Origin of the sequence: Streptomyces sp. NBC_01351, assembly GCF_036237315.1 — a bacterium.
Classification (GTDB): domain Bacteria; phylum Actinomycetota; class Actinomycetes; order Streptomycetales; family Streptomycetaceae; genus Streptomyces.
Genome location: NZ_CP108358.1, coordinates 163,298 through 186,848 on the forward strand (window position 1 = coordinate 163,298; position 23,551 = coordinate 186,848).

Consider the following 23,551-nt stretch of genomic DNA (forward strand, 5'->3'; position numbering starts at 1 on the left):
GCGTGTGTGCGGTCGTCGTGAGGGCGGTCAGATGATCCGGCACTCGCGCGCCGACTTGATGAAGGCCTCCGCGGCGAAGTCGAGGTCGGCCTCGGTGTGGGCGGCGGTGATGGCGATGCGCAGCCGGGCCAGGTCGTTGGGGACGGCCGGGGTGACCACGGGGAGGCCGATGACGCCGTTCTTGCGGGCGACGGTCGCTAGGTCGTAGGCGGCCACGTCGGATCCGGCGATGACGGGGACGACGGCGGTCTCGCTGTCGACGGTGCTGATGCCGGCCTCGTTGAGGGCGTCGCGGAAGCGCGCGGACTGCTTCTGGATGAACTCCACCCGCCACGGCTCGCGCTGCAGGATCCGCAGGGACTCCAGGGCCGCGCCGGTCTGGGCTCCGCCGAGGGCCGCGGAGAAGAGGAAGGGACGGGCCGCGTAGCGCAGGTGGTGGATGAACTCGGCGGAGCCGGCGACCCAGCCGCCCATGGAGGGGATGGCCTTGGAGAGGGTGCCGAGCTTGACGTCGACCTTCACCTCGTAGTTGAAGTGCTCCTCGATGCCCTTGCCGGTGGCGCCGATGACGCCGAGCGCGTGGGCCTCGTCGACCATCAGCAGCGCGTTGTGGGCGTCGCAGACCTTGCGCAGGTCGACCAGGGGGGCGATGTCGCCGTCCATGGAGTAGACGCTGTCGACGATGACCAGGCGGACCCCGGTGTCGGGGGCGGCGGAGAGGCGGCGCTCCAGGTGGGCGACGTCGTTGTGGCGGAAGCGGGTGACGGTGGCGCCGGAGAGCTTGCAGCCGTCGACGATGCTGGCGTGGTCGTACTTGTCGATGAAGACGGTGTCGCCGGGGCCGACGATCGCGCCGACGGTGCCGGTGTTCGCGGCGTAGCCGGAGCCGAAGACCAGGGCCTTCTCACGGCCGGCGACCTTGGCGACCTCGGCCTCCAGTTCCTCGTGCAGGGGGGTCGTGCCGGCCAGGGCCCGCACTCCGTGGTTGCCGGTGCCGTAGAGGTCGACGGCGGCCTTGGCGGCGGCGACGACGCGCTCGTCGCCGGCGAGACCGAGGTAGGAGTAGCCGGACATCATCAGCAGCCGGCGGCCGTCCTGGTCGGCGTACGCGGAGTCCCGCTCGGCCGTGTACGCGACGAAGCTGTTCTTCCGGTTGGGTTCGTATTCCAGCGACCGGACACGGTCACGGAAATACGCCAGCTTCGGCTCCAAGCGCTTCCAGGCAGCGGATGAGTTCACGTGCTTCTCCTCGTCGCGATCGTCCGGCGGACCCGGAACTCCATCGACGCTCCGCCGTTTTTCCGGCGGGGCTCTAGTGGAATTCCATTAAGGCTCGTGGGGCGCAAGAGCGACGCAAGAGCAGCCCGCCGCTATTCTCTGAATCGCACGACCTTGGGGGACTCGGCCGGATGACGACCGTTTCGGAGAGTGCATAGTGCTGATCAGACTCGTAGGCCTTGTCACGATCGAGCCGGACGGAGCACCGCCACAACACCTGTCGAGCGCCCAGGCCCAAGTCGCGTTCGCACGCCTGCTCATGGAGCGGGCCGGGGGCACGGACCGTGACCAACTGGCCGAAACCGTCTGGCCCGAGGGCCTCCCCGACACCTGGGCTTCCGCGCTGCGCAGCCTCGTGAGCCGGGTGCGCACCTTCGTCACGACGCCCCAGGACCAGCCGGGCGTCACCCCCCTCGTCGCGCAGGGCGGCCGGTACGTCCTGCGGCTGCCGCAGGACGCGGCCGTGGACGTGGAGTGCGCGGAGGTGGCCGTGACGGAGGCCGCCGAGGCGTACGCGACGGGCTCCTACGCGGTCGCCCAGCAGCTCGCGGCCGGCGCGGTGTCGAACCTGCGCGGCTCGTTCCTGCCCTCCCACGAGGGCGAATGGGTCGACGCGATGCGCGAGCAGCTGGAGGAGCTCCGCCTGCGGGCGCTGGAGATCGCGAGCCTGTCCGCCTCCGCCCTGGGCGACGAGCACCACTCCCTGCGCTACGCGGAGGAGGCCGTCCGCCGGGCCCCGTTCCGGGAGAGCGCCTACCGCTGCCGGATGGCGGCCCACTCGCGGGCCGGCAACCGCGCGGAAGCGCTGCGCAGCTACCAGCAGTTGCGGGAGGTGCTGGCGGAGGAGCTCGGCATAGACCCCGCGCCGGAGACGGAGGCGGCCTACCTGGAACTGCTGCGCACCCCGGAACCCCGGCCGGCCCCGCGCACGTGCACCTGCCTGGACCCGGTGCTGATGGGGGTCTTCGAGGTGGACCACCGCGCGTCCGGCCCCCGCTCCTCACCGGCCGGCCACGGCTGCGTCACGCACCGGGCGGTGTCCTACCCCGCCGCCTGATCCGCCCGGTCGGGACGCACGAGGAAGCCGCCGCCGCGGGAACTCCGCGGCGGCGGCCTTCGTACGTCCGTGTCCGTCCCCCGCGCGCGCACGACGAGCGGCCCCGGCCTCCCCGGGGGGAGGGAGGCCGGGGCCGAGGGGGACGACCGCGGGGGTCAGGTGATGGACACCCCGCTGTCGATGCTGATGACCTGGCCCGTCATGCAGTCCTGGTCCAGGAAGAGACCGGCGCTGCGGGCGACCTCTTCGACCGTGACGAAGCGGGGGATGGGGGCCTTGTCCTCCATGCCCTCGATCACCCGGTCCGGAAGGGTGTTCGTCATGCCCGTGATCATGAAGCCGGGGGACAGCGCGTTGACCGTCACCCCGCGCCGGCCGCACTCGGACGCGAGGGTCCGGGTGAAGCCGATCAGACCGGCCTTGGACGCCGAGTACGCCGTCTGCCCGGCGGTCGCGATGATGCCGGACGGGGACACGATGTTGATCACCCGGCCCCAGCGCTTCCGCAGCATGTACGGCACCGAGGCGCGGGCCGTGTGGAACGACCCGATGAGGTTGGTCTGGATGACCTGCGCCCAGTCCGCCGGGTTCTGCATGGCCATCAGGCTGTCCTTGCGGATGGCCCCGTTGTTGACGAGGACGTCCACCGGGCCGAGCTCCTCGGAGATCCGGGCGTAGAGGGCCTGGGTGGCCTCCCAGGACCCGACGTCACCCGTGACCAGCACCGACGGGTTGACCAGTTTCTCGCGGACGGCCTCGGCGGCCTCCTTGGAGCTGTTGTAGTGGACCGCCACCCGGCAGCCCAGCGCATCCAGCTCCAGCGCCAGGGCCTGGCCGAGGCCGCCCGAGGCGCCGGTCACGAGCGCGACCGGGGACTCCGGGCGCTGACCCGCACTGTTCTTGCTCATGCCGCGACACCGCCCCATTCCATCAGGATCGAACCCCATGTCATGCCGGCTCCGAAGCCGGCCAGGAGGACCTTGTCCCCGACCTTGATCCGGCCCTCGTCCAGGGCTTCGGTCAGCGCGATCGGGATCGACGCCGACGCCGTGTTGCCGTACTTCTGGAGGTTGGTGATCAGAGCCTCCTGGCGCAGGCCGGTGTGCGACAGGATCGAGTTGATGATCCGGATGTTGGCCTGGTGCGGTACGACGTGGTCGACGTCCGCCGCGTCCACCTTGGCGTTCTCCAGCGTCTCGCGCACCGTGCGGACGGTGTACCGGACGGCGTTGAGGTAGATCTCGTTGCCGTTGATCTGCGCGTAGTGGAGGCCCGCGTCCAGCGTCTCCTGGGTGGTCGGCATCCGGCTGCCGCCGGCGAGCACCTTGAGCGAGCCGGCACAGGAGCCGTCGGCGCCCAGGTTCCACGCCTTGACCCGGTTCTCCGCGCCCGGCTGGATGACGATGGCACCCGCGCCGTCGCCGACGAGGATGGACAGGTCCCGGTCGGCCGGGTTGGCCGTCAGGGTGTGGGTGTCGGAGCCGATCAGCAGGATCGGGCGGGGGTCGATGCCGATCAGCGCCATCGCGGAGACCAGCCCGTAGACGAAGCCGGCGCACTCGGAGTTGACGTCGTGCGCGCTGCCCGAGATGCCGAGCTCGTGGTGGACGAACGCGGAGGTCGCCGGGGACGGCTGCTCGGGCGTGGCGGTCGCGACGATGAGGTGGGCGATGTCGGCGCCGGTCAGGCCCGCCTTCTCCAGCGCGCGCCGGCCGGCCTCGACGGCCAGGGAGGCGGTGGTCTGCCCCGGGTCGACCGCCCGCCGCTCGCGGATGCCGCAGCGGCTGGTGATCCAGTGCTCGTCAACGCCGAAACGCTCGGCGAGCTCGGCACTGGTGACGATGCGTTCGGGTACGGACATGCCCCACCCGGTGATGTCGAAGCCGGTCACGTCACCCCTCGCTACGCCTGAGCCGGGACGAGGTCAACGATCTTCGCGTAGACGTCACGCAGGGTGGTCGTGTCGTCGAGGTCGGCGAAGAGGGACTCGTCGGCCGGGATGTGCGGGTACTGGTTCTGGAATCCGTACAGCCACTCCATCAGGTCCAGCGAGTCGACGTCCGCGATGTGCTGGAGCGGGGCGTCGGGGCTGACCTCCGCGGCACCCGAAACGGCCTCGAGCTGGCTCGCCAGTTCTTCGATGGTGGGCAGCGACATGGGGTCGGTCCTCTCTCGGCAATGCAACTCGGCGGTACGTGTCTGGTTTTCGAGAGCGATAAAAGCGCCGTCCCCGCAAGGAAGGCGCAACACGGCCCGGTGGCTCGAATCGGGCCCGTCTTGCGCACGCCTTGCGGGGCATCCGGTTTTCTCTGACGCGAATTCGGAAATACGGCCCGCCGGACACGCAGGAAAGAGGATCAGGATGACAACGGTCGCCCCCAAGTCGGTGGACCCCGAGGTCGATGCGATCAGGCACCACTACGAGGTCAGCAACGATTTCTACCGGCTCCTGCTGGGCCCCACGATGATGTACTCCGGCGGCTACTGGGAGGACGGCGAGGACCTGGTCGCCACCCTCGACGAGGCCCAGGAGCGCAAGCTCGACAAGTTCGCCGAGCTGGCGGGCGTCCGGGCCGGCTCCACCAAGCGCGTCCTGGACATCGGCTGCGGCTGGGGCACCATGCTCAACCGCCTCACCACCGTGCACGGCGCGGAGCAGGCCGTCGGCCTGACCCTGTCCCGCACCCAGGAAGCCTTCATCGACGGGCTGAACAACCCGAAGATCACCACGCTGGTCCAGAGCTGGGCCGACTACAAGGTCGCCGACGACAGCGAGAAGTACGACGCCGCGTTCTGCATCAACGCGCTGGAGCACTTCGTCTCCTCGAACCTGCCGCCGAAGGAGCGCACCAAGCGCTACCGGTACTTCTTCTCGCAGGTCGCGAACGCCCTGAACCCGGGCGCCAAGTTCGTGCTGCACACCATGACCGCCGAGGCGCTGCCGATGAACCGCGCGCTCCTCGACGACCTGAAGTTCCTGCAGCGCTCCGAGTTCGAGGGCTGCCACATCCCCCACCTGCACGAGCTGAGCTCCGCCGCCGAGGGCCTCTTCGAGATCGACGAGGTCGTCAACGAGCGCGAGTCCTTCGCGATGGCCTGCCGCGCGTGGCTGGTCCTGCTGGCCGAGCGCCGGGACGAGGCCGTGGCCATGGAGGGCGAAGAGGTCGTCTCCCGCTTCGAGCGCTACCTCGACATCTTCGCGTACACGCTCGAGGACAAGTTCTTCAACAACTTCCGCGTCACCATCACCCGCCGTTAAGGAGGCCGACGTGGCGAGCATTCTCAACCCGGCCAAGGACGGCGGGGCGCTCACGGGCGCCGCCGCGGTCCCCGGCAGCGGTGGCGGCCCGACCCGCCACCTGCGGGTCGCGGTCATCGGTACCGGCTTCTCGGGCCTGGGCACGGCGATCCGGCTGCTGCAGTCGGGCATCGACGACTTCCTGGTGTTCGAGCGGGCCGACGAGGTCGGCGGCACCTGGCGCGACAACAGCTATCCGGGTTGTGCGTGCGACGTCATGTCCCACCTCTACTCGTTCTCGTTCGCCCGGAACCCGAACTGGAAGTCGACGTTCGCCTCGCGGGACGAGCTGTTCGCCTACCTGCGCGACACGGCCGACCGCTTCGGCGTCCGCCCCCACATCCGGTTCGGGCACGAGCTGGTCGCCGCCCGCTGGGACGAGGGCGAGCGGCACTGGCACATCGAGACCTCGCAGGGCGACTACACCGCGCAGGTGCTGGTCACCGGCACCGGCTACCTGAGCGAGCCGGCCACCCCGAACATCAAGGGCCTGGCCGACTTCGAGGGCAAGGTCTTCCACTCCTCGACCTGGGACCACGACCACGACCTGGCCGGCCGCCGCGTCGCCGTCATCGGTACGGGCGCCTCCGCCATCCAGTTCGTACCGGCGATCCAGCCCGAGGTCGCCCAGCTCGACCTGTACCAGCGCACGCCCCCGTGGGTCGGCCCGAAGCCCGACAAGGCCAACAGCCCCCTGCACACCAAGCTGCTCCGCTCGCTGCCCGGCTACCAGCAGTTCCGCCGCGGCTTCAACATGTGGGGCCGCGAGATCCTGGCCTTCTTCTGGAAGCGGCCCAAGCTCGCCGCGAACGTCCAGAAGATGGCGAGCGACCACCTGAAGAAGTCGGTGCCGGACGAGGCGCTGCGCGCGAAGCTGACCCCCGACTACCTGGTGGCCTGCAAGCGCCTGCTGTTCTCGAACACCTGGTACCCGGCGATCCAGCAGCCCAACGTGGACATCGTCACCGACGGGATCGCGGAGGTCCGCGCCAAGTCGGTCGTCGGCTCGGACGGCGTCGAGCGCGAGGTCGACACGATCATCCTGGGCACCGGCTTCGAGGCCACCGACCGGCCCGTGGCGCGCCGGATCTGGGGCAAGGGCGGCGTACAGCTGCGCGAGGCGTGGAAGGACGGGATGTCCGCCCACCGCGGCACCACCGTCGCCGGCTTCCCGAACCTCTTCATGCTGCTGGGCCCGAACACGGCCCTGGGCCACTCCTCCCAGACCGTGATGATCGAGGCGCAGATCCAGTACGTGCTCGATTCGCTGCAGCAGATCGAGAAGCGCGGGCTGGCCAGCATCGAGGTCCGCCAGGAGGCGCAGGACGCGTACAACAAGAAGCTCGACGGCCATCTGGAAGGCACGGTCTGGATGGCGGGCGGCTGCAAGAGCTGGTACCTCGACGCCAACGGCCGCAACTCGTCGATCTTCCCGACCTACACCTGGCGGTTCCGCCGGGCGACCAAGCGCCTCGACCTCAGCGAGTACCAGCTCGCATCCCAGGTACGCACGCCCAAGCCGGTACCGCACCAGTAATCACGCCAGCAGAGCACGCCCACACGCCATGGGAATCGGGAGACGTACGCAGATGAGCACTACCCCCAGAACGACCGCCGGGCCCGCTGAGCCGTCGCGGCGCAAGGTCCTGAGCGGCATCGCCGCCACCGCCGTCGCGGTCGTCGGCTGGAACGCCGTCGACCAGAGCTGGGCGACGGCCGCCGAGGCCGCCGGCAACTCGGACGTCATACCGGTGCCGGGACTGGTCGGCACGCTGACGACCGACGCGGCCACGGTCAACTCCTTCGGCCACGACTTCGGCCACTTCTTCGACGACGCCAAGCCGTGGGCCGTGCTGCGGCCCGGCTCGATCGACGACATCGTCACCATCGTCAACTACGCCCGCGTCAACGGCATCAAGATCGCGGTCAACGGCCAGGGCGGCACCGGCAACGACATCGAGTCGCACTCGGTGTACGGCCAGGCCCGCGTCCCGGGCGGCATCTCCATCGACGCCAAGGGCATGTCGAAGATCCTGTCCATCGGCGACAACTACGCCGTGGTCGAGGCCGGCGTGACCTGGGGCCAGCTGACCGACGCCACCCTCGCGCTCGGCAAGACCCCGCCGGCCCTGCCGGACTACCTGTACATCTCCGTCGGCGGCACCATCAGCATCGGCGGCATCGGCGGGACCGTGCAGAAGTTCGGCCTGCTCTGCGACACCGTCCAGGCCATCGACATCATCACCGGTGAGGGCAAGCTCGTCACCGCCACCCCGTGGCTGCGCCCCGACCTGTTCAACGCGGCGCTGTCGGGCGGCGGCCAGGTCGGCATCATCGTCCGGGTCAACGTCAAGCTGATGCCGGCGCCCAAGCGGGCGGTCATCTTCAGCCTGTACTACAACACGGTCGAGCAGTACCTCGTCGACTCCGAGAAGGTGCTGGCCGACGGCCGCTTCCAGGTCCACGCGGGCGAGATGCAGCGCACCCCGGACAACTCGGGCTGGCGCTACAAGCTGGAGGTCGGGGCCACCTACAACACGACCCCGCCGGACCGCAACAAGCTGCTGTGCGACCTGAAGGACGACCGGCCCTCCGCGGTCATCGAGGACGTGACCTACCGGGACTACATGTTCCGCCTGGACGCGTACGAGGAGTACCTGAAGTCGACCGGTCACTGGTACACGCCCAAGCCGTGGCTGAGCATGTTCCTGCCCGCGTCGAAGACCAAGGCGTTCATGAAGCTGGTCGAGCAGGAGATGAACGCCGACTCGCTCGGCGGCGGGTTCCTGCTCTTCTACCCGTACTTCACCTCGAAGCTGAAGCGCCCGCTGGCGATGCAGCCCAACGAGTCGGTGGCGTACCTCTTCGACCTGCTGCGCTTCCCCAACCCGGGCGAGCCCAACATCCAGGCCATGGTCGACCAGAACCGCCGGCTGTACGACATCGCGGTGGGCATGGGCGCCAAGCGCTACCTGGTGGGCTCCATCCCGATGACGACCGCCGACTGGAAGAAGCACTTCGGCAACCGCTGGACCGGCTTCGTCAACGCCAAGCGGAAGTACGACCCGAACAACATCCTCACCCCCGGCCAGGGCTTCGGCCTGATCTGACCGGGGCGAAGTCCGAGCGGCGGGGGCGGGGAGAGGGATCCCGCCCCCGCCGCGTGCTCTTATCGGAGGTAGTGATGACCACGTACGACCTGATCGACGAGGCGGTGATCGACGCCCCGGCGGACGCCGTCTGGGACGCGCTCGTCGCCGAGTTCCGCGGTGCCGAGAAGTGGTGGGTCCCGGCCAACACGTTCACCGCTGTCTCCGGCGCCCCCGACGAGGTCGGCGGCCTGGTGGGCGTGACCGTGCACACCAAGGGCTCCGACAAGAGCGGGCTGAAGCTGCGCTTCACCTCGCGCACGGTGGCGGTGCAGCCGGGCCGCCGGCTGGACATCGAGTACGTGGACGGGGTCTTCCGGGGCCCCAGCACCTTCCTGCTCGAACCCCTGGCGGACGGCCGCACCCGGATCTCGATGCACTTCGTCGGCACCCCCCACGGCTGGCTCAAGCTGCTCTCCAAGGTCGCGGACCTGGGCGCGGAGCACTCCAAGGGCACCCTCGCGGCCTTCGAATCGCTGGGCCGGCAGCTGTCGGCGGTGCCGCGGTGACGACGGCCCCCGAGCTCACCCACGAGCTGACGGTCCGTACGGACGACGACGCCGAGCTGGCGGTCACCGTCCTCGCCCCGCTGGCGGGCACGCCCGCGGCCGGCGACGTGGTCCTCGTCCACGGCTGGGCGCACTCCCGCCGGGCGTGGGGCACGGTCGCGGACCGGCTGATCCGGGCCGGCCACCGGGTGGTGCTGTACGACCAGCGCGGCCACGGCGCCTCCACGGAGGGCCGCACGCCGGTCTCGGTGGAACGCCTCGGCTCCGACCTGGCGGCGGTGCTCGCGGAGACGGGCGCACGCGAGGCGGTGGTCGTCGGCCACTCGGGCGGCGGTTTCGCGGCCCTGTCGTACGCGGTCACCTCGCCCTCGGCCGGCCGGCTGCGCGGTCTCGTGCTCCTGGGGACGGCCGCGCACGGCCAGGACACCCCGGACAGCGAGGTGAAGATGATGGGCAGCCCCGTCTTCTCCCGGGCCCTGCGCCTTCCCTGGCTGGGCCGCAAGCTGCTCGGCTCCACGATGGGCAAGGGCGTGGATCCCGTCGTCCTCGACGTCAACCGCCAGATGTTCGCCGTGACGCTCCCCCGGGTCCGGGCCGACTTCTTCCGCTGCACCCGCGGCTGGGACCTGCGCGGGGCGCTGGCCTCGGTCACGGTTCCGGCGGTCGTCCTGCACGGGGAGGCCGACAAGGTGATCGACATCGAGCTGGCGAAGATCCTCGCGGGCGCCCTGCCCGGTGCCCGCTTCGAACCGGTCCCGGACGCGGGCCACATGCTGCCCCTCGAACGCCCGCTCCTCGCCGTCTCCGCGGTCTCCGAGCTCGCCTCGCTCGCCCCGCGGTGAGGTGAGCCGGCCTTGATCGAGGAACTCCTGCCGCCGGGCGTCACGTCGTCGGAAGCCTTCGACGACGCGGCGCCCGCTCCGCTGTTCCCGGCCGAGGCGGCCCTGATGGAGGGCCGCCGGGCGCGCCGGCGCCGCCAGTTCGCGACGGCCCGCGCCTGCGCCCGGCGCTGCCTCACGGACCTCGGCGGCCGTCCGGTCGCCCTGCTCCCGGGCCCGGGCGGCGCCCCCCGGTGGCCGTCGGGCGTGGTGGGCAGCATCACCCACTGCGAGGGCTACCGCGGGGCGGTGGCGGCCCGGGCCTCCACGGTGTCGGCCCTGGGCATCGACGCGGAGCCGGTGGGCCCGCTCCCCAAGGGCGTGCTCTCCCTGATCACCTCCCCGGAGGAGCGGGCCGAGCTGGCCGAGCTCACCTCGGCCGACCCTTCCGTCCCCTGGGACCGCGTCTTCTTCTCCGCGAAGGAGGCCGCCTACAAGGCCTGGTACCCGGCCACCGGCATCTGGCTCGGTTTCCGCGACGCCACTCTCGCCCTCTCCGCCGCGGGCACCTTCGAGGCCACCCTGCGCCCGCCGGTCCCCACACCCGTCGACCCGGTGTACCGGGGCCGCTGGCTGGTCGGCCCGGAGCTGGTCCTGACCGCGGTGGCCCGCTGACCCGTTGACCCGCTGACCCGCTGGTGTGGCCGGGGCCGTCAGTGGTCGGCCAGGTGCCAATCCTGAAGGCCGGGGCGGGACAGGATGTCGGTGGCGATCCGGTTGACCTGGGTCGTGGTGGTTCCGGACGGTGCGGCGATCAGGAGGCGGGCGAGGTTCTCCTCGCATGCGCCGACCTCGGCGTGCCATCCGGCCGGCAGGAGGGCCACGAACCGGATCGCCGCGCTCTCCGGCGGCGCCGCGGGAGGACCGACGATCGACACCTGGTGGGATAAGTCCATTGGAAGGCTCCACATGAGGATGAGAAGAGACGGGGGCGTCCGGGCCCGGCTGCCTCGTCGCAGCCGGCCCGGACGGGATCGGGGGGCCGATCAGGCGGAGGTGCGGCCCTTGGTGCCCTTGGCGAGGCGGCTGACCAGCACGACGATCGCGACGGCCAGTGCTCCGCCGACGCCGTAGCGGACACCGTCGGCGGCGTCGCTGGTGAAGAGCACCGCCTCGACGCAGGCGAGCACGGCCAGGAGCGCGGCGAGGGAGGTGGTGGTGCGGGAGGCGGTGGCGGTGGCGGTCATCGGAGTTCCTTCCGGGTGGGGTGGGGTGGGCTCGGGTCGGGTTTCTGGCTGTACCGGCGTGTGCGACCGGTGGTTCGGGTGGCGCGGAAAGGTCAGTCCGTCAGCTTCATGGCCTGGCGGAACGAGAGCTTGCGGTCGGTCTGGAGGAGCGCCCGGCGGTACACCCGGCTGCTCACCCCGACGATGAACACCGCGGCGGCGATCGACAGGCCGAGCGCGGCGGCCGGCTCCCACCAGGAGGTCTCCCCCGCCAGGACGCGGGCCGGCATGGTGACGGTCGAGGTCAGCGGGATGAAGGAGAGGACCTCCCGGATCTCGCCGGACACGGTGACGCCGACGATGAACACCAGCGCGGTGATCGCGTTGACCGGGGTCGTGGTGGACTGGATGTCCTCGCTCCGTGTGGCGAGCGCGCCCGCGGCGGCGAACAGGCAGGCCAGGACCGCGATGCCGACGACGTAGAAGACGAGGAACCAGCCCAGGCCGGAGCTGATGTCGGCGAGGAAGTCCTGCTCGCCGGTGGCCAGCAGGCCGCCGATGCCGACCAGGCAGAACAGGGCCATCTGGGCGAGTGCCAGGAGGGTGGAGCCGACGATCTTGCCGACGAGCAGCGACCGCAGGGGCACGGAGCTGGCGATGAGCTCGACGATGCGGTTCTGCTTCTCCTCCACGACGCTGGTCGCCAGCGCCGCACCGAGCAGGACGGCCGCCAGGTAGAAGAGGAAGCCGAAGAAGTACGTGGTCATCCGGACCGCGCCCTCGGGCGTCTCGTCGGCCGAGAGCAGGACGTGCTCGACGTCCGCCCCCTGGCTGAGGGCCCCCAAGCTGGTGCCCGCGGCCTGCGCGTTCCGGTCGAGGGCGTTCGCCTGCACGGCGGCGCCGATCCAGGTGGCGGCGATGTCGTTCTGCCCGGTGTCGCCGAGCAGCGCCCACCGGCCGTTCTCGAAGAGCAGCCCGGCCTCGGCCTCACCGGACCGTACGGTCTCGCGCACCTGGTCGGCGGACGACTCCTGCCGGACCGTGATCTCGACGTCCTGGTCCGCCCGGACGGCCAGCTGCTCGGCCTGGCCGGCTATCCGGCCGGCCTCCTGGTCGGCCACCGCGACGGTGATCTTCCCCATCGAGTCGGCCAGGTAGAGCTGGAGTCCGATCGCGCCCACGATCAGGGCGAGGGTGACCAGCGTCGACAGCAGGAAGCCGCGGTTGGTGAGCTTCACCGAGATCTCGCGGGCGGCCACGATCCGCCAGGCGGCCGGGGTGGCCGTACGGGACGGGGGGCCGGAAGCCGCGGGGGTGCCCTTCGGCTCGGGCGCCGGCTCGGTCCGGGGTGCGGGGTTCGAAGTCACGGTGCTCATGCGGAGGTCATCTCTCGGTAGACGTCGGCGATGCTGGGAACGAGGGGGGTGAAGGCGTGCACGGCTCCCCGGCTCAGGGCCTGCGCCAGGAGGGCGCCGGGATCGGCGTCGGCGGTCAGCTCGACGCGGGCTCCGTCGGGGAGTTCCTCGACGTCGGTCACGCCGGGGACGGTGCGGGCCCAGCCGGCCGGAGCGCCGGTGACGAGCTGGTACCGGGGCTTGTCGCGGTGGCGGAGCTCGTCCGCGGTGCCCTTGCCGACGACATGACCGGTGGCCATGATCACCAGGTCGTCGCAGAGCCGCTCGACCAGGTCGAGCTGGTGGGAGGAGAACAGCACCGGGGTGCCGGCGGCGGCGTACTCCCGCAGCAGCTCGGCCATCGTGTCGACCGCGTGCGGGTCGAGCCCGGAGAAGGGCTCGTCGAGGACGAGCAGTTTGGGGGAGCCGAGCAGGGCGGCCGCGATCTGCACGCGCTGCTGGTTGCCCAGGGACAGGGACTCCAGCCGGGACTGGCTCTTCTCGGCGAGACCGAGGCGTTCGAGCAGTTCGAGGATGTGGCGGCGCGCGTCGGCCGTGTTCTGGCCGCGCAGCCGGGCCAGATAGACGAGCTGGCTGAGGACGGTCTGCTTCGGGTAGAGGCCCCGCTCCTCCGGCATGTAGCCGAAGTCCCTGCGGTCGGCGGCCGTGACGGGGGCGCCCTGCCAGCGTATCTCGCCGCCGTTCGAGGCCAGTACGCCCATGATCATGCGCATGGTGGTGGTCTTGCCCGCACCGTTTCCACCGACGAACCCGGTCAACCGGCCTGCGGACACTCGGAAGGACACCTGATCGACGGCGCGGTGACTACCGAAGTCGCGTACGAGTTCTTCCAGTTCCAGCATCTCTGTCTTCTCTCAGTTCGGTTGCTCAGTGGTTCGGGTGGGGGGTTGGAGCGGGCGGGCACCGGTGGGTCAGGGCAGCGGGTGGGCAGCCGCTTCCCGTGGGTCGTCCAGGCGGGCGGGGCAGCCGGTACGCTCGGCCGCCGACGCCAGCCGGGGCAGGTGCCAGCTCCACAGGTGGGTCTCGTCCATCCGCAGGTTCTGGTAGCCGGGGGCCACCACCTTGACGACGTGCCAGCCCATCGAGGCGACGGCCGGCGGAAGGCGCGGGGTCAGGTCGACGGCGAGGAGGCCCGCGCCGTCGGCGGTCAGGGCCCGCAGGATCTCCTGCGCCCCCAGGTCCCGCGCGGGCGAGGGAGCCGGGAGCGTGTCCGGCTCCCGGAAGCCCTCGACCCAGTCGCGCACGCTCTCGTAGGCGGCGCCGGTCAGCATGTGGCAGAGCCGGTCGTGCTCCGTGACGACCGTGCCGAGGTGGCCGGTCTCGCCCTGGGCGCGCAGCGCCCGCAGCGCAGCCCGTACCTGCCACGCCTCCTGGAACGCCTTGGCGGCGGCCTCGGCCGGCCGGGTCGACGCCTTCATTCCGACGGAGGCGAGCGCGCCCGGACCCTCCGGGTCGATCAGGAAGGCGGTCATGCACCAGAGGCCGGGTACGGCGGTGGGGATGCGGGCGAGCACCGGGGTGAGCCCCTGCGCGCGGGCCCGCTGCCACATGGCCCGCAGTCCGGTGTCGGCGGGCGCCGGGGTGTACGTCGGCAGGCGCAGCTGCCGGCCCCAGGCGACGGTGAGGGCGTCCCGCTCCGTCACCTCGATCATCGCCGCGGCGAGAGCGGTCCCGTGGCTCGCGCCGGCCGCGGCCCCGGACGGGCTCGGGTCGAACAGGTCGGCCCGGCGGGCGGGCCAGTCGACGAGGTCCGCGGGGACGAGGACGGGGGCGTCCGTGTCCAGGTCGCGGGCCTCGTACCAGGCCAGGACGGCCGTCTCGGCGTCCGGGTGCGACAGGGCGTGCCCCGGGTGGTGCGCGTACAGCGTCGTGCCGTCGAGGTCGGCCGCGGCGGCGAGGCGGGCGGGGTGGGCGGCCGAGGGATGCAGGGCGCGCCGCTCGACGGCCTCGCCCGCCCCGCGCAGCAGGGCGTCGATGCGGGAGGTGCCGCTGGCCCCGGCGAACCGGGCGGAGAGCGGGAGGTCCGGGAGCGCGGAACCCGCGGGGCCCGTGATGCCCTCGAACCCCTCCACCGGCTGGAGTTCGACCGCGCTGCTCCACAGCGGATCGCCGTCGTGCGGCGGCGTCAGCGCGTACTGCAGGGCGATGCCCGAGGCGGGGGCGAGGGTGGTCGGGACGTCGATCACCGTCGTGCCTCGGAGACGGCGGGGGCGAGGAAGGACAGGGCCGGGGCGTCGTCCCGCAGGGCGGCGAGGGCGAGGAGGACACCCGCCGAACCGGTGCCCAGGTCCGTGGAGAGGCGGTAGCCGTAGTTGCCGAGGAAGTCGACGCGGCCGGGTTCGGCGGCGAGAGCCTCCCAGCCGAGGGCTTCGAGGTGGAAGCGCAGGACATCCTGCTCGGTCTCGCTGCCGCCGTCCTCAAGGGCCAGGATCTCGCCGGAACGGCCGTGCAGGAGGCCGCACGAGGTGGAGTATCCGCCGCGCCGCAGGGTCACCAGCCGGCTCACGGCGGACTGGATCCGCTGGTCGTCGGGGGTGTGCCGCAGGACGGCGCGCAGGGCGAGCACGATGCCGGCGGAGCCCTCGAGCCCGGTGGCGAGGAAACGGTCGTCGAAGTCGGCGCCCTCGATGACCTCCAGTTCGGCGTGGAGTTCGGCCACGGCCCGCTCCAGCAGCTCGGTGCGTCCGGTGTGTTCGTGCAGGCGCAGCAGGAAGAGGGCTCGGCCGCAGCGTCCGTGCAGCAGTCCGACGCGCTGGGGCGCCGGGGTGTCGGACAGCCTGTCGGCGAGTTCGAGGGCCTGGCGCAGGCGCCGGTCGTCGCCCCTGCGGGCGGCCAGGTGCAGTGCGGTCAGTCCGAGGCCCGAGAGGCCGGTGGCCAGCGTCGATCCGACGTTGGCGTCGCATCCGGCGAAGGCCCGGTCCATGACCGCGTCGGCCGCGTCGGGGCGGCCGAGCTCCTCCAGGGTGTAGGCGACGCCGGCGAGGCCGGTGAGGAAGCCCGGGCCGTCGCCGTTGATCTGCTCGGCCTGGCCGAGCAGCCACTGGACGTGCTCGGCGGGCACCTCGGCACCGGCCCGGTGGAGGGCCCAGAGCACACCGGCCGCCCCGTACGCGAAGGTCACGCCTCCGTCGGCGACGATGAACTGCGAGACGTCGCCCGGGTAGAGACGGTCGGTCCGCTCGGGTGTGGCCGCCTGGATGATGGAGTCGGCCATCTCCGTGATCAGGTCCCCGGTGTCCGCGCCGGCGGCGGGCCAGGACACGCCGTACGCCGTCTTCGCGCCCAGCACGTCTTCGCCGAGGCCGCGTTCGATCCGGCGGACGAAGGACTCGGGGAGGGGGAAGTCCCGGACGGCCGCGTCAATCAGGGTGCGGATCTTCTCGGTGCCCCACGGCACGACGTGCGGCATGGGGACGAACATGGTCAGCCGGAGCACGTCGAGCGCGAACAGGTCGACGGCGGGGCCCCGGAGGTGGTCGGGGGCCCGGAAGCCGAGGGAGCCCATGGCTTGCGCGCGCATCTCCTCGGCGGGGGTGGCGGTCTCCATGTCGATGAAGGCGACGGTGTCGTCGGGGCGGACCAGGACGTTGCCCGGGTGCAGGTCGCCGAAGACCACACCGCGCTCGTGCATGGCGGCCACGCCTTCGGCGATCTGGCCGAGGATGTGCAGCGCCCAGGCTGTGTACTGCGCCCGGGCGTGGGCCGTGTTGTCGGTGGTGCCGTAGGGGTGGCGGAGGCGTACGAGATCGGTGAGGGGGGTGCCGTCGACGTAGTCGCGGGCCAGGAAGAGGTGTTCGTTCCCCCTGCGCACGTCCCTCAGGGCGGGGACGGCCGCGAGACCGGAGAGCCGGGACAGCGCCCAGTGCTCACGCTCGAGGCGGGTGACGGCGTCTTCCCCGGCCGCGTCGAGGCCGGCGAGCGGGCGGGCTTCCTTGAGCAGGATCTCGGTCCCGTCACGCTTGTCGACGGCCCGGTAGACACCGCCCCCGTTGGAGAAGTGCAGGGCCTTGTAGACGCGGAAGGGGAAGTCGGCGAGGGTGCGCCCGCGGCGCTCGGCGGCCGCCTCCTCCAGGAAGGGAGGGAGGGTGACCCAGGCGGGGGGACGGAAGCCGGGACGCCGCTCATCGGGGACGAGTTCCCCGTTCGGTGCGGTGATCGCGGGTACCAGGGTGCCGTCCTTGAGCCGGGCGTTCTTCAGCACGAAACCACCGTAACGCACGTACAACGGGCCTTGCTTCCAGCGCAGATCGCTCAGCACGGAGGGTGCCGGGGTCCCTCCGACCAGGGCGTCCAGGTCGTCCAGGGTCTCCCGCAGGGCCGTCTCGTCGACCGGGTAGATGGTGATGAACTTCCCGCTGGCGGTGCGGTCGCCGTACTTGCTGCCGCGTCGGCTGAGCGTTTCCGCGTCGGAGATGTACTTGAACATCAGCCCGTGCTCGACGCAGTACGGGGCGACGGCGTCGAGGAGTTCGGCGGCGTTGTCGGGGGAGGCCGCGACGTGGATCTTCCAGCCCTGGTCGGGGGTGTGGGAGTCGGGCGGGAGGCAGACGGTCCACTCCCGTCCTCGGGTGGCGGTCCAGCCCTCGGGCAGGGTCCGTCCCTCGTGGAAGTCCGCGCCGACGGATTCGGCGGCGGGGGCGTCGTAGAACAGCGAGTCCGCGCGGCAGAAGTTGATGAACCGGGTGTCGAGCACGGTGTCTCCAGGGTCAGAAGGGCAGGAACGGAAGCACGTAGGTGCGGTGGAGGGACTTCCACAGGGGCACGCTGCCCAGATCGACCTCGGCGGTGCCGGTGGCCGGCGTGGGGGTGCGGTCGAGGTCCAGCGGGAAGCCCAGCGAGTCCATGCCCACGGCGCTTCCCAGGTCGACGGGGAAGTAGGTGGAGACCGGGACTTCGGTCTCGGAGGCCGGTGCGGATCCCACTCGGGCGGTGGCGACGGTGTCGTGCAGCACCAGGCCGTTCGTCTTCAGCGTCACCTGCTGGCCGGCGCGTACGAGCTCGGCGGAGGAGCCCTGCGGCAGGACGAGCCGGGTGCCGGAGGCGTCGGTGACGTAGGCCGCGGCCACCGTCTGATGGGTCGGCAGGAACAGCGCGGCGCATCCGGCGGCGGCCAGCACCGCGCAGACGGCTGCGACCCGGACCCGGTGGACTCCGGCGGCCTTCACCTCGGCGGAGAGCCGCAGGGCGCCGCGGATCAGCATCCACGCGATGTACATGAGGCCGGAGGCGGCCAGGAAGAGTCCGACCCAGCCGACCCGCTGGAGGGTGCCGAGCCAGGTCTGGAGGGCGGTGCTCAGGAAGTACACGGGGAAGGCGAGGCAGGCGAAGCCATACGCGACGGTCCAACGGGTGGGCAGTTCACGCTTGTACGTGCCGCCGAACAGGATCCGGGCGAGCGTGCGGCGGGCGTCGGCCATGGCGCGGTCGCGGAGGTAGGGGACGTCCACGTGGCTCATCAGGGCGATGTAGCCGTCGAGCTTGATGAACGGCGTCAGGTTCAGCAGGGCCGTTCCGTAGCTGGTGACCGCGAAGAAGAGCAGGCAGGTCTTGGCGGTGCCGTCCTCGAGGGTCCAGGCCACGAGGGCCGAAGCGGCCGCGAGGGACGTCTGGACCGCGGGCCCGGCGAGGGCCGTGTGGACCCGCTGCCGGCGGTCCGGGAGGCGCCAGGCGTCCGAGACGTCGCAGAAGAACGCCGGCATCAGGTAGAAGAGCATGACGCCGATGCGCGAGGGGCGGCCCCCGTAACGGATGAGGACGGCGGCGTGGCCCAGCTCGTGGATGGAGACGCCGATCAGCAGCGCGAGGAGCACTCCGGTGAAGGAGACCGCGGAAAGCGGGCTGTTCAGCGTCACCTGGACCGCGTCCCGCTGGGCGACGAGCGCGACGACACCGAGCAGAACGCACAGCATCCCGGCCGCCACCACCCCCCGGGAGAAGAGACGGGCGAACACCGGGCGCAGGGCCTGCATCGTGCGCCCCGGCCGCAGCACCGTGAGCTGGAGCGTCATCGGGGGGACGATCTGGAAGCGGGGGGCGACGGTGGGCGCGGGGGTCTCGCCGTCGTCGAGCATCTTGAGGGAGTCGAGCCGCGAGATCGCACTGCTCACCCGCTCGGCGCTCCAGGCGCCGCCCAGCCGGGCGGCGAGGGCCTCGTGGTCGCGTTCCCCGTCGAGCTCCCGGACCAGGTCCGCGACGTGCTCGGTGATCCGTACGTAGCGGGCACCGTGCTGGAGGACCCAGTTGCCCTGCCCGTCGGTGGGCGAGTGGACCTCGGCGCTCGGGGCGAGGCGGGGGCGGCACGCGTGGTCCGGGATGGTGGGTGGCGGGGGGCTCATGACAGCGCTCACTGGCGTTTCCTTCACGGGACGGCTTCGGGGAGGGGGAGAACGCGCGGCGCCCTTGCGGTGGTCCGGCCGGCCGGGCCGGCCGGACCACCGCAGATCCTCGGTGTCACCCGAGTGGGGTTCCGAGGTGCGGAGGGGAGTCGGCTACTGCGTCTCCCGCCGCGTCAGTGCGCTCGCCGGTGTCGCTCTCAGGTGAGCGTGATGGAGGTGGCGACGGAGGCGCTGATGCCGACGCCGATGGAGACACCGGTCCAGAAGCCGGGGGCTTCCAGGGTCTCCAGCTCCTGCATCTCCAGCTCGACGAGCTCGGCGTTCTCGATGGTCTTCAGGTTCTCAGCCATGTCGGTTTTCCTTTCAGAGGTGTTCTTGTGGTTGGTGTGAGTGGTGCGGGTGGTACGGATCAGGTCAGGGAGACCGCGACCGAGATGCCGACCGAGACGCCGGTGGAGAAGGCGACGCTCCAGGTGCCCCAGCCCGGGGCCTCCAGGGCCTCCAGCTCCTGCATCTCCAGCTCGACGAGCTCGGGCTTCTCGAAGGTGTCCAGGTTCTCGCTCATGTCATTTCCTCTCTCGGCTGTGCGACGGATGTCGTGGGGTGACGGTGGTACTGGGCGGATCAGGTCAGCGTGATCGAGACGCCGACCGAGACGCCGGTGGAGAAGGCGACGCTCCAGGTGCCCCAGCCCGGGGCCTCCAGGGCCTCCAGCTCCTGCATCTCCAGCTCGACGAGCTCGGGCTTCTCGAAGGTGTCCAGGTTCTCGTTCATGTCATTGCCTCTCTCGGCTGTGCGACGGATGTGCTGGTACGGATCGGGGTTCCCCCGGCTGCCGCGCGGCCCACGGGGGCGGGGCGGGGCGGCAGCCGTCGGGGGTGTCCGGCCGTGCGCGGGGCACGGCGCGGTGGACCGGGCGGCCGGAGCCGGCTCGATCAGGTGAGGCTCCAGGCGACGGAGACGATCGAGATGCCGACGCTGACGCCGACGCTGGTGGCCCAGCCCGGGGCCTGTACGGGCTCCAGCTCCTGCATCTCCAGCTCGGTGCCGAGCTCCTGCAGCTCCTGCTCGACCAGGTTGTGCTTCGCCATGACGTTCTCCTCTGTTCCGTGCGCCCCGGCTTGTCCGGGGGCGCTGTCGGTGGGGTGGTGCGGTTGGTGCTGTGCTCCTCCGGGTCAGGCGCTCAGGCCGCCGAGAGGGGTTCGGGGGAGCCGGCCGCGGTGGCGGTCGGCTCGGTGGCCTCGGCGAGGAGCGCGACGACGTCGTCGGCGCTCAACCCGGCGAGGGTGGGGAGTCCGGCGCCCCAGGCCCGCACGCTGCGCAGGGCGATCCCGCGGCGGAGCTGTGGGGAGAGGCACACGGTGCGGTCGATCCGCCAGCGCAGCATCAGCTGTTCGAGGCCGTCGTCGGGCCGCGGCGCGAGCCAATCGGCCTGCTGCCTCAGCTGCTCCCAGAGGCGGTGGATGCGGTCGGCGCTGCCGAAGCGGGTGTCTCCCCGCAGGGCGCAGCGCCACACGACCGGCCACAGGGCGGAGACCGCGCGCATCTTGGCCAGGCCCAGCGTGGTGGAGAGCTCGTTGGCGAGGGCCCAGCACTTCACCGCGTACGGGCTGCGGCCGACGTTGATGGCTCCGCGCTGGCTCTCGGCGCTGAGCTTGGCGACCCGCAGCCGCCCCGGTGCGGGGGCGGGCAGGCCGGCGGCGATGTGCCGGGCCAGTTCGTCGCCGGCCGCGAGCAGCCGGCCCGCCAACTCCTCGACGGCTGCGTCCTGTTCCGGGAGGTCGAGGGTGTCGCTGCTGTACGGGATGACGGTCCTGAAGATCGCTTCGAGGACGCCGTCCAGGACGAGGGGCCCCGGGAGGGTCTCGGTGGCCTCGGGCACCCAGAGGGCGGCTCGGGGACGCAGGCACTCCCCCATCGCGATGCGCTTGCCGTCCTGGTGCGGGAAGCAGGCCACGGGTCCCGCCTCGCTGCCGGTGCCCAGGGTGGTGGGGACCGCGAGGACCTCGGCGTGCTCCCCCCAGGAGAGCGGGAGCGCCACCAGTCCGCTGCGCTGCCCGGAGGTGAGGTAGCGGAGGAGTTCGGGGCGGCGGCCGACGGCGGCCGAGAGCTTCGCGAAGTCGAGGGTGCGTCCCCCGCCGACGCCGACGACCAGCTCACCGGGAGAGAGCCGGGAGGCGAAGGATGCGACGGCCGGCATCCCTCCGTCCGCCGGGGTGACCGCACGGGTGGGCGTGAACCCGGCGCGGGCGACCTCGGCGTGGATCTTCCGGGTGACGGCGTGGGCGGCCACGGCCGGGTCGGCCAGGACGGTGACGCCGGTGGGACGCAGATCCCGCAGCAGCCCGGGGATCCGGTCGTAGGTGTCGAGGGTGGCGGGCATGGGTTCAGCTCCTCGCGGCCAGGGCGGTCGCCGGCGCCTGCAGGCTGTCGAGGCCCTCTTCGACGCAGGTCATGAGCTCGGCGACCTCGGCACGGCTGTACGTGAGGGAGGGCACGAGCTGGATGCCGGAGGGACCGGGGTGGACGATGGCGCCCGCGTGCCGGATCCGGGTGATGAGGTCGGCGACGTCCGTTCCGGCCAGGGCGCGGCCGTCGGGGTGGGTCAGGTGCAGGGTGCGGAAGCAGCCGATGCCGGTGGCGTGCGTGGCGAGCGGGTGCCGCTCGACCAGTTCCGAGAGCCCCTGCTGGAGCCAGGCGGCGACGTTCCGGCCCGCCGTCACCGCGTCGAGGCGCTCCATTTCGGCGATGGTGGCGCTGATGGCGGCGCAGGCGAGGGCGGTCGCGCCCTGGGTCTCGGCGTGGGCGAACATCGTGTCGTGCTCGACGAGGGCCCGGGTCACCCGGTGGGACATCACCAGGGCGGCGGCGGGGCAGGACCCGTTGGTCAGGCCCTTGGACGTGACGAGCACGTCGGGGAGGCCGGGCCAGCTCTCGGAGGCGAAGTAGCTTCCGGTGCGGCCGAAGCCGGTGGCGACCTCGTCGGCGACCAGGAGGAAGCCGTACTCGTCGCGCAGACGGCCCAGTTCGGACACGAACGACTCGTCGAGCGGGACGGTGCCGGTGCCGAGGACGGGTTCCACGACGACCGCGGCGACCTGGCCGCCGAGAGCGGCCATCAGCCGGCCGAGTTCGGCCGTGTCGTTGGGGGTGACGTGGCGGATCAGCCGCTGGTCCACTCCGTAGACCCGCTGCCCCAGGTCCTCGCCGGTCAGGGCGAAGCCGCCGAAGGTCAGTCCGTGGAAGCTGCCCCGGAGGGCGACGACCAGGTTCCGTCCGGGCCGGCCCTGTACGGCGTGGTAGATCCGGGCCAGTTTCATGACGGCGTCGTTGGCGACGCCGCCGCCGGTGGAGAAGAGCACCCGGGCGTAGTGGTCGGGCCCGCAGACCCGCAGCAGGTCCTCGGCGGCGCGGCGTGCGTAGCTGTTCTCGAAGCGGAAGGCTCCGAGGTAGGAGGCGTGTTCGGCGGCTTCGGCGATGGCCGCGGCGATGCGCGGGTTGCCGTACCCGAGGTTCACGTTCCAGAGCCCGCTGTCGGCGTCGAGTGCGGTGCTGCCGTCCGCGAAGGTGACGCGGTGTCCGGTCGCGCCGACGGCGCAGAGGCTGTCGTCACCGTGGCCGGAGGGCGGTATGAGGTAGGGCCAGAGCGCGGTCATCGGGAGGCTTCCGTGGTCAGGAGCGTCACGTGGTGACGCTCGCCGGGCGGGGAGAGGGGCAGGCGGGAGGTGATGGTCAGGCCGGATGCGGCGAGCTCTTCCTCCAGGCGCGGCAGGTCGAGGACGGCCACCCGGTCCGTGCAGACCGTGACGGGGCTGTCGTCCTGCGGCGGGTCGGCGGGGAGCAGGGTGACGGTGCGGCTGTCGGCGCCGGCGGGCCAGTGCTCGTAGAGCTCGTAGACGGTGCCGCCGGCTCCGGTGACCCGTACGGCCGTCTCGTCGGGGCCGTCGCCGTCGCCCCGTTCCAGGACGGTCAGGAGGAACCGGCCGCCCTCGGCCAGGTGCGCCAGCACGCTTCGGTACAGGCCCGCGCGGCCCTCCTCGTCCAGGAGCGAGAGCGAGGTGGTGCCGAGCAGGATGTGCGGGAAGCTCCGTCCGAGTGCGAAGCGGGACATGTCGCCCCGCACCACGGTGCAGCGGGCCCGCATCGACGCCGGAGCCCTGTCGAGTTCGGTGCGCAGCAGGGTCAGCATGTCGGCGGACAGGTCGAGGGCGGTGACCTCCCGGCCGGTGGCGAGCAGCGGCAGGGTGAAGCGTCCCGAGCCGGCCGCGAGGTCGAGCACGGGGCCGGGCGTGGTCCGCACGGCGGTCAGCAGGGCCCGGGTCTCCGGGTCGTCGTAGGTGGCGAGGTCGTGGTAGAGAGGGGCGCCGAGGGCGTCGTACAGACCGCAGACGCGGGCCCTGTCGCCGAGCTCCGCCGTCCGGCGGGCGGCGAGGGTGGTGCCGGCCGTCGTGGGGGCCATGGTCAGG

General features: G+C 71.7%; 25 protein-coding genes. 7 read left to right on the forward strand and 18 right to left on the reverse strand.

The annotated features are described in order from the left end of the window. Positions 1 to 27: 27 nt before the first annotated feature. Positions 28 to 1,239, reverse strand: coding sequence for an aminotransferase class I/II-fold pyridoxal phosphate-dependent enzyme (locus OG625_RS41040; RefSeq protein WP_329391903.1), 1,212 nt, complete (start codon positions 1,237 to 1,239; stop codon positions 28 to 30). A gap of 196 nt (positions 1,240 to 1,435) precedes the next feature. On the opposite strand from OG625_RS41040, the gene OG625_RS41045 reads away from it, so the two are divergent. Then, positions 1,436 to 2,335, forward strand: coding sequence for an AfsR/SARP family transcriptional regulator (locus OG625_RS41045; protein WP_329391905.1), 900 nt, complete (start codon positions 1,436 to 1,438; stop codon positions 2,333 to 2,335). Positions 2,336 to 2,490: 155 nt separating this feature from the next. On the opposite strand, the gene OG625_RS41050 is transcribed toward OG625_RS41045, so the two are convergent. The 3 genes from OG625_RS41050 to OG625_RS41060 are packed head-to-tail and all read right to left on the reverse strand — an operon-like array spanning position 2,491 to position 4,492. Next, positions 2,491 to 3,243: an SDR family NAD(P)-dependent oxidoreductase gene (locus OG625_RS41050; protein WP_329391907.1), complete on the reverse strand. Its 753-nt coding sequence runs from the start codon at positions 3,241 to 3,243 to the stop codon at positions 2,491 to 2,493. Next, positions 3,240 to 4,226 carry a 3-oxoacyl-ACP synthase III family protein gene (locus OG625_RS41055; RefSeq protein ID WP_329391909.1) on the reverse strand — a complete coding sequence of 329 codons (987 nt, stop codon included), beginning with the start codon at positions 4,224 to 4,226 and terminating at the stop codon, positions 3,240 to 3,242. The genes OG625_RS41050 and OG625_RS41055 overlap by 4 nt, the downstream gene beginning before the upstream one ends. Positions 4,227 to 4,237: 11 nt before the next feature. Continuing rightward, on the reverse strand, positions 4,238 to 4,492 hold the full coding sequence (locus OG625_RS41060) for a hypothetical protein (protein ID WP_030390264.1): 255 nt from the start codon (positions 4,490 to 4,492) through the stop codon (positions 4,238 to 4,240). 205 nt (positions 4,493 to 4,697) lie between these two features. On the opposite strand from OG625_RS41060, the gene OG625_RS41065 reads away from it, so the two are divergent. The 6 genes from OG625_RS41065 to OG625_RS41090 all read left to right on the forward strand — a co-directional run bounded on the left by OG625_RS41065 (position 4,698) and on the right by OG625_RS41090 (position 10,784). Next, a complete protein-coding gene (locus tag OG625_RS41065) occupies positions 4,698 to 5,594 on the forward strand; it encodes a class I SAM-dependent methyltransferase (protein ID WP_329391913.1) in 897 nt (298 codons plus the stop codon). 10 nt (positions 5,595 to 5,604) lie between these two features. Continuing rightward, positions 5,605 to 7,170: a flavin-containing monooxygenase gene (locus OG625_RS41070; RefSeq protein WP_443067937.1), complete on the forward strand. Its 1,566-nt coding sequence runs from the start codon at positions 5,605 to 5,607 to the stop codon at positions 7,168 to 7,170. Between the two features lie 52 nt (positions 7,171 to 7,222). Further along, positions 7,223 to 8,743 carry an FAD-binding protein gene (locus OG625_RS41075; protein WP_329391916.1) on the forward strand — a complete coding sequence of 507 codons (1,521 nt, stop codon included), beginning with the start codon at positions 7,223 to 7,225 and terminating at the stop codon, positions 8,741 to 8,743. 74 nt (positions 8,744 to 8,817) lie between these two features. Continuing rightward, positions 8,818 to 9,291 (forward strand): SRPBCC family protein, encoded by a 474-nt coding sequence (locus OG625_RS41080; RefSeq protein WP_329391918.1) that lies wholly within the window; start codon positions 8,818 to 8,820, stop codon positions 9,289 to 9,291. Next, entirely contained in the window at positions 9,288 to 10,133 is an 846-nt protein-coding gene (locus tag OG625_RS41085) for an alpha/beta fold hydrolase (RefSeq protein WP_329391919.1), read from the forward strand. Before OG625_RS41080 ends, OG625_RS41085 begins: the two co-directional genes overlap by 4 nt. A gap of 12 nt (positions 10,134 to 10,145) precedes the next feature. Then, positions 10,146 to 10,784 carry a 4'-phosphopantetheinyl transferase family protein gene (locus tag OG625_RS41090; protein ID WP_329391922.1) on the forward strand — a complete coding sequence of 213 codons (639 nt, stop codon included), beginning with the start codon at positions 10,146 to 10,148 and terminating at the stop codon, positions 10,782 to 10,784. Between the two features lie 38 nt (positions 10,785 to 10,822). Here the strand turns inward: OG625_RS41090 and OG625_RS41095 are convergent, their stop codons facing one another. From OG625_RS41095 to mpaM, 14 genes are all read right to left on the reverse strand, one after another. Next, entirely contained in the window at positions 10,823 to 11,065 is a 243-nt protein-coding gene (locus OG625_RS41095; protein ID WP_329391924.1) for a hypothetical protein, read from the reverse strand. A gap of 90 nt (positions 11,066 to 11,155) precedes the next feature. Continuing rightward, a complete protein-coding gene (locus OG625_RS41100; RefSeq protein ID WP_329391927.1) occupies positions 11,156 to 11,356 on the reverse strand; it encodes a hypothetical protein in 201 nt (66 codons plus the stop codon). A 92-nt stretch (positions 11,357 to 11,448) separates the two neighbouring features. Then, positions 11,449 to 12,711 (reverse strand): ABC transporter permease, encoded by a 1,263-nt coding sequence (locus tag OG625_RS41105; protein ID WP_329391929.1) that lies wholly within the window; start codon positions 12,709 to 12,711, stop codon positions 11,449 to 11,451. Beyond that, entirely contained in the window at positions 12,708 to 13,592 is an 885-nt protein-coding gene (locus OG625_RS41110; protein ID WP_329391931.1) for an ABC transporter ATP-binding protein, read from the reverse strand. Before OG625_RS41110 ends, OG625_RS41105 begins: the two co-directional genes overlap by 4 nt. 69 nt (positions 13,593 to 13,661) lie before the next feature. After that, entirely contained in the window at positions 13,662 to 14,936 is a 1,275-nt protein-coding gene (locus OG625_RS41115) for a YcaO-like family protein (protein ID WP_329391933.1), read from the reverse strand. Further along, the gene (gene lanKC / locus OG625_RS41120) at positions 14,933 to 17,443 is read right to left on the reverse strand and encodes a class III lanthionine synthetase LanKC (protein ID WP_329391935.1); all 2,511 of its coding nucleotides are present in this window, start codon (positions 17,441 to 17,443) and stop codon (positions 14,933 to 14,935) included. The genes OG625_RS41115 and lanKC overlap by 4 nt, the downstream gene beginning before the upstream one ends. A gap of 13 nt (positions 17,444 to 17,456) precedes the next feature. After that, positions 17,457 to 19,097, reverse strand: coding sequence for a daptide biosynthesis intramembrane metalloprotease (mpaP, locus tag OG625_RS41125; protein ID WP_329391937.1), 1,641 nt, complete (start codon positions 19,095 to 19,097; stop codon positions 17,457 to 17,459). Between the two features lie 185 nt (positions 19,098 to 19,282). Then, the gene (locus tag OG625_RS41130; RefSeq protein ID WP_329391939.1) at positions 19,283 to 19,435 is read right to left on the reverse strand and encodes a daptide-type RiPP; all 153 of its coding nucleotides are present in this window, start codon (positions 19,433 to 19,435) and stop codon (positions 19,283 to 19,285) included. 59 nt (positions 19,436 to 19,494) lie between these two features. Continuing rightward, positions 19,495 to 19,650 carry a daptide-type RiPP gene (locus OG625_RS41135; protein WP_329391941.1) on the reverse strand — a complete coding sequence of 52 codons (156 nt, stop codon included), beginning with the start codon at positions 19,648 to 19,650 and terminating at the stop codon, positions 19,495 to 19,497. A 59-nt stretch (positions 19,651 to 19,709) separates the two neighbouring features. After that, positions 19,710 to 19,859 (reverse strand): daptide-type RiPP, encoded by a 150-nt coding sequence (locus OG625_RS41140; RefSeq protein WP_329391943.1) that lies wholly within the window; start codon positions 19,857 to 19,859, stop codon positions 19,710 to 19,712. 161 nt (positions 19,860 to 20,020) lie between these two features. Further along, the gene (locus OG625_RS41145; protein ID WP_329391945.1) at positions 20,021 to 20,176 is read right to left on the reverse strand and encodes a daptide-type RiPP; all 156 of its coding nucleotides are present in this window, start codon (positions 20,174 to 20,176) and stop codon (positions 20,021 to 20,023) included. Positions 20,177 to 20,268: 92 nt separating this feature from the next. Then, complete coding sequence (mpaC, locus tag OG625_RS41150) at positions 20,269 to 21,468, reverse strand: daptide-type RiPP biosynthesis dehydogenase (protein ID WP_329391947.1); 1,200 nt, start codon at positions 21,466 to 21,468, stop codon at positions 20,269 to 20,271. A gap of 4 nt (positions 21,469 to 21,472) precedes the next feature. Beyond that, a complete protein-coding gene (gene mpaD, locus OG625_RS41155) occupies positions 21,473 to 22,741 on the reverse strand; it encodes a daptide-type RiPP biosynthesis aminotransferase (protein ID WP_329391949.1) in 1,269 nt (422 codons plus the stop codon). Then, complete coding sequence (mpaM, locus tag OG625_RS41160; RefSeq protein ID WP_329391950.1) at positions 22,738 to 23,544, reverse strand: daptide-type RiPP biosynthesis methyltransferase; 807 nt, start codon at positions 23,542 to 23,544, stop codon at positions 22,738 to 22,740. Before mpaM ends, mpaD begins: the two co-directional genes overlap by 4 nt. Positions 23,545 to 23,551: the final 7 nt, after the last annotated feature.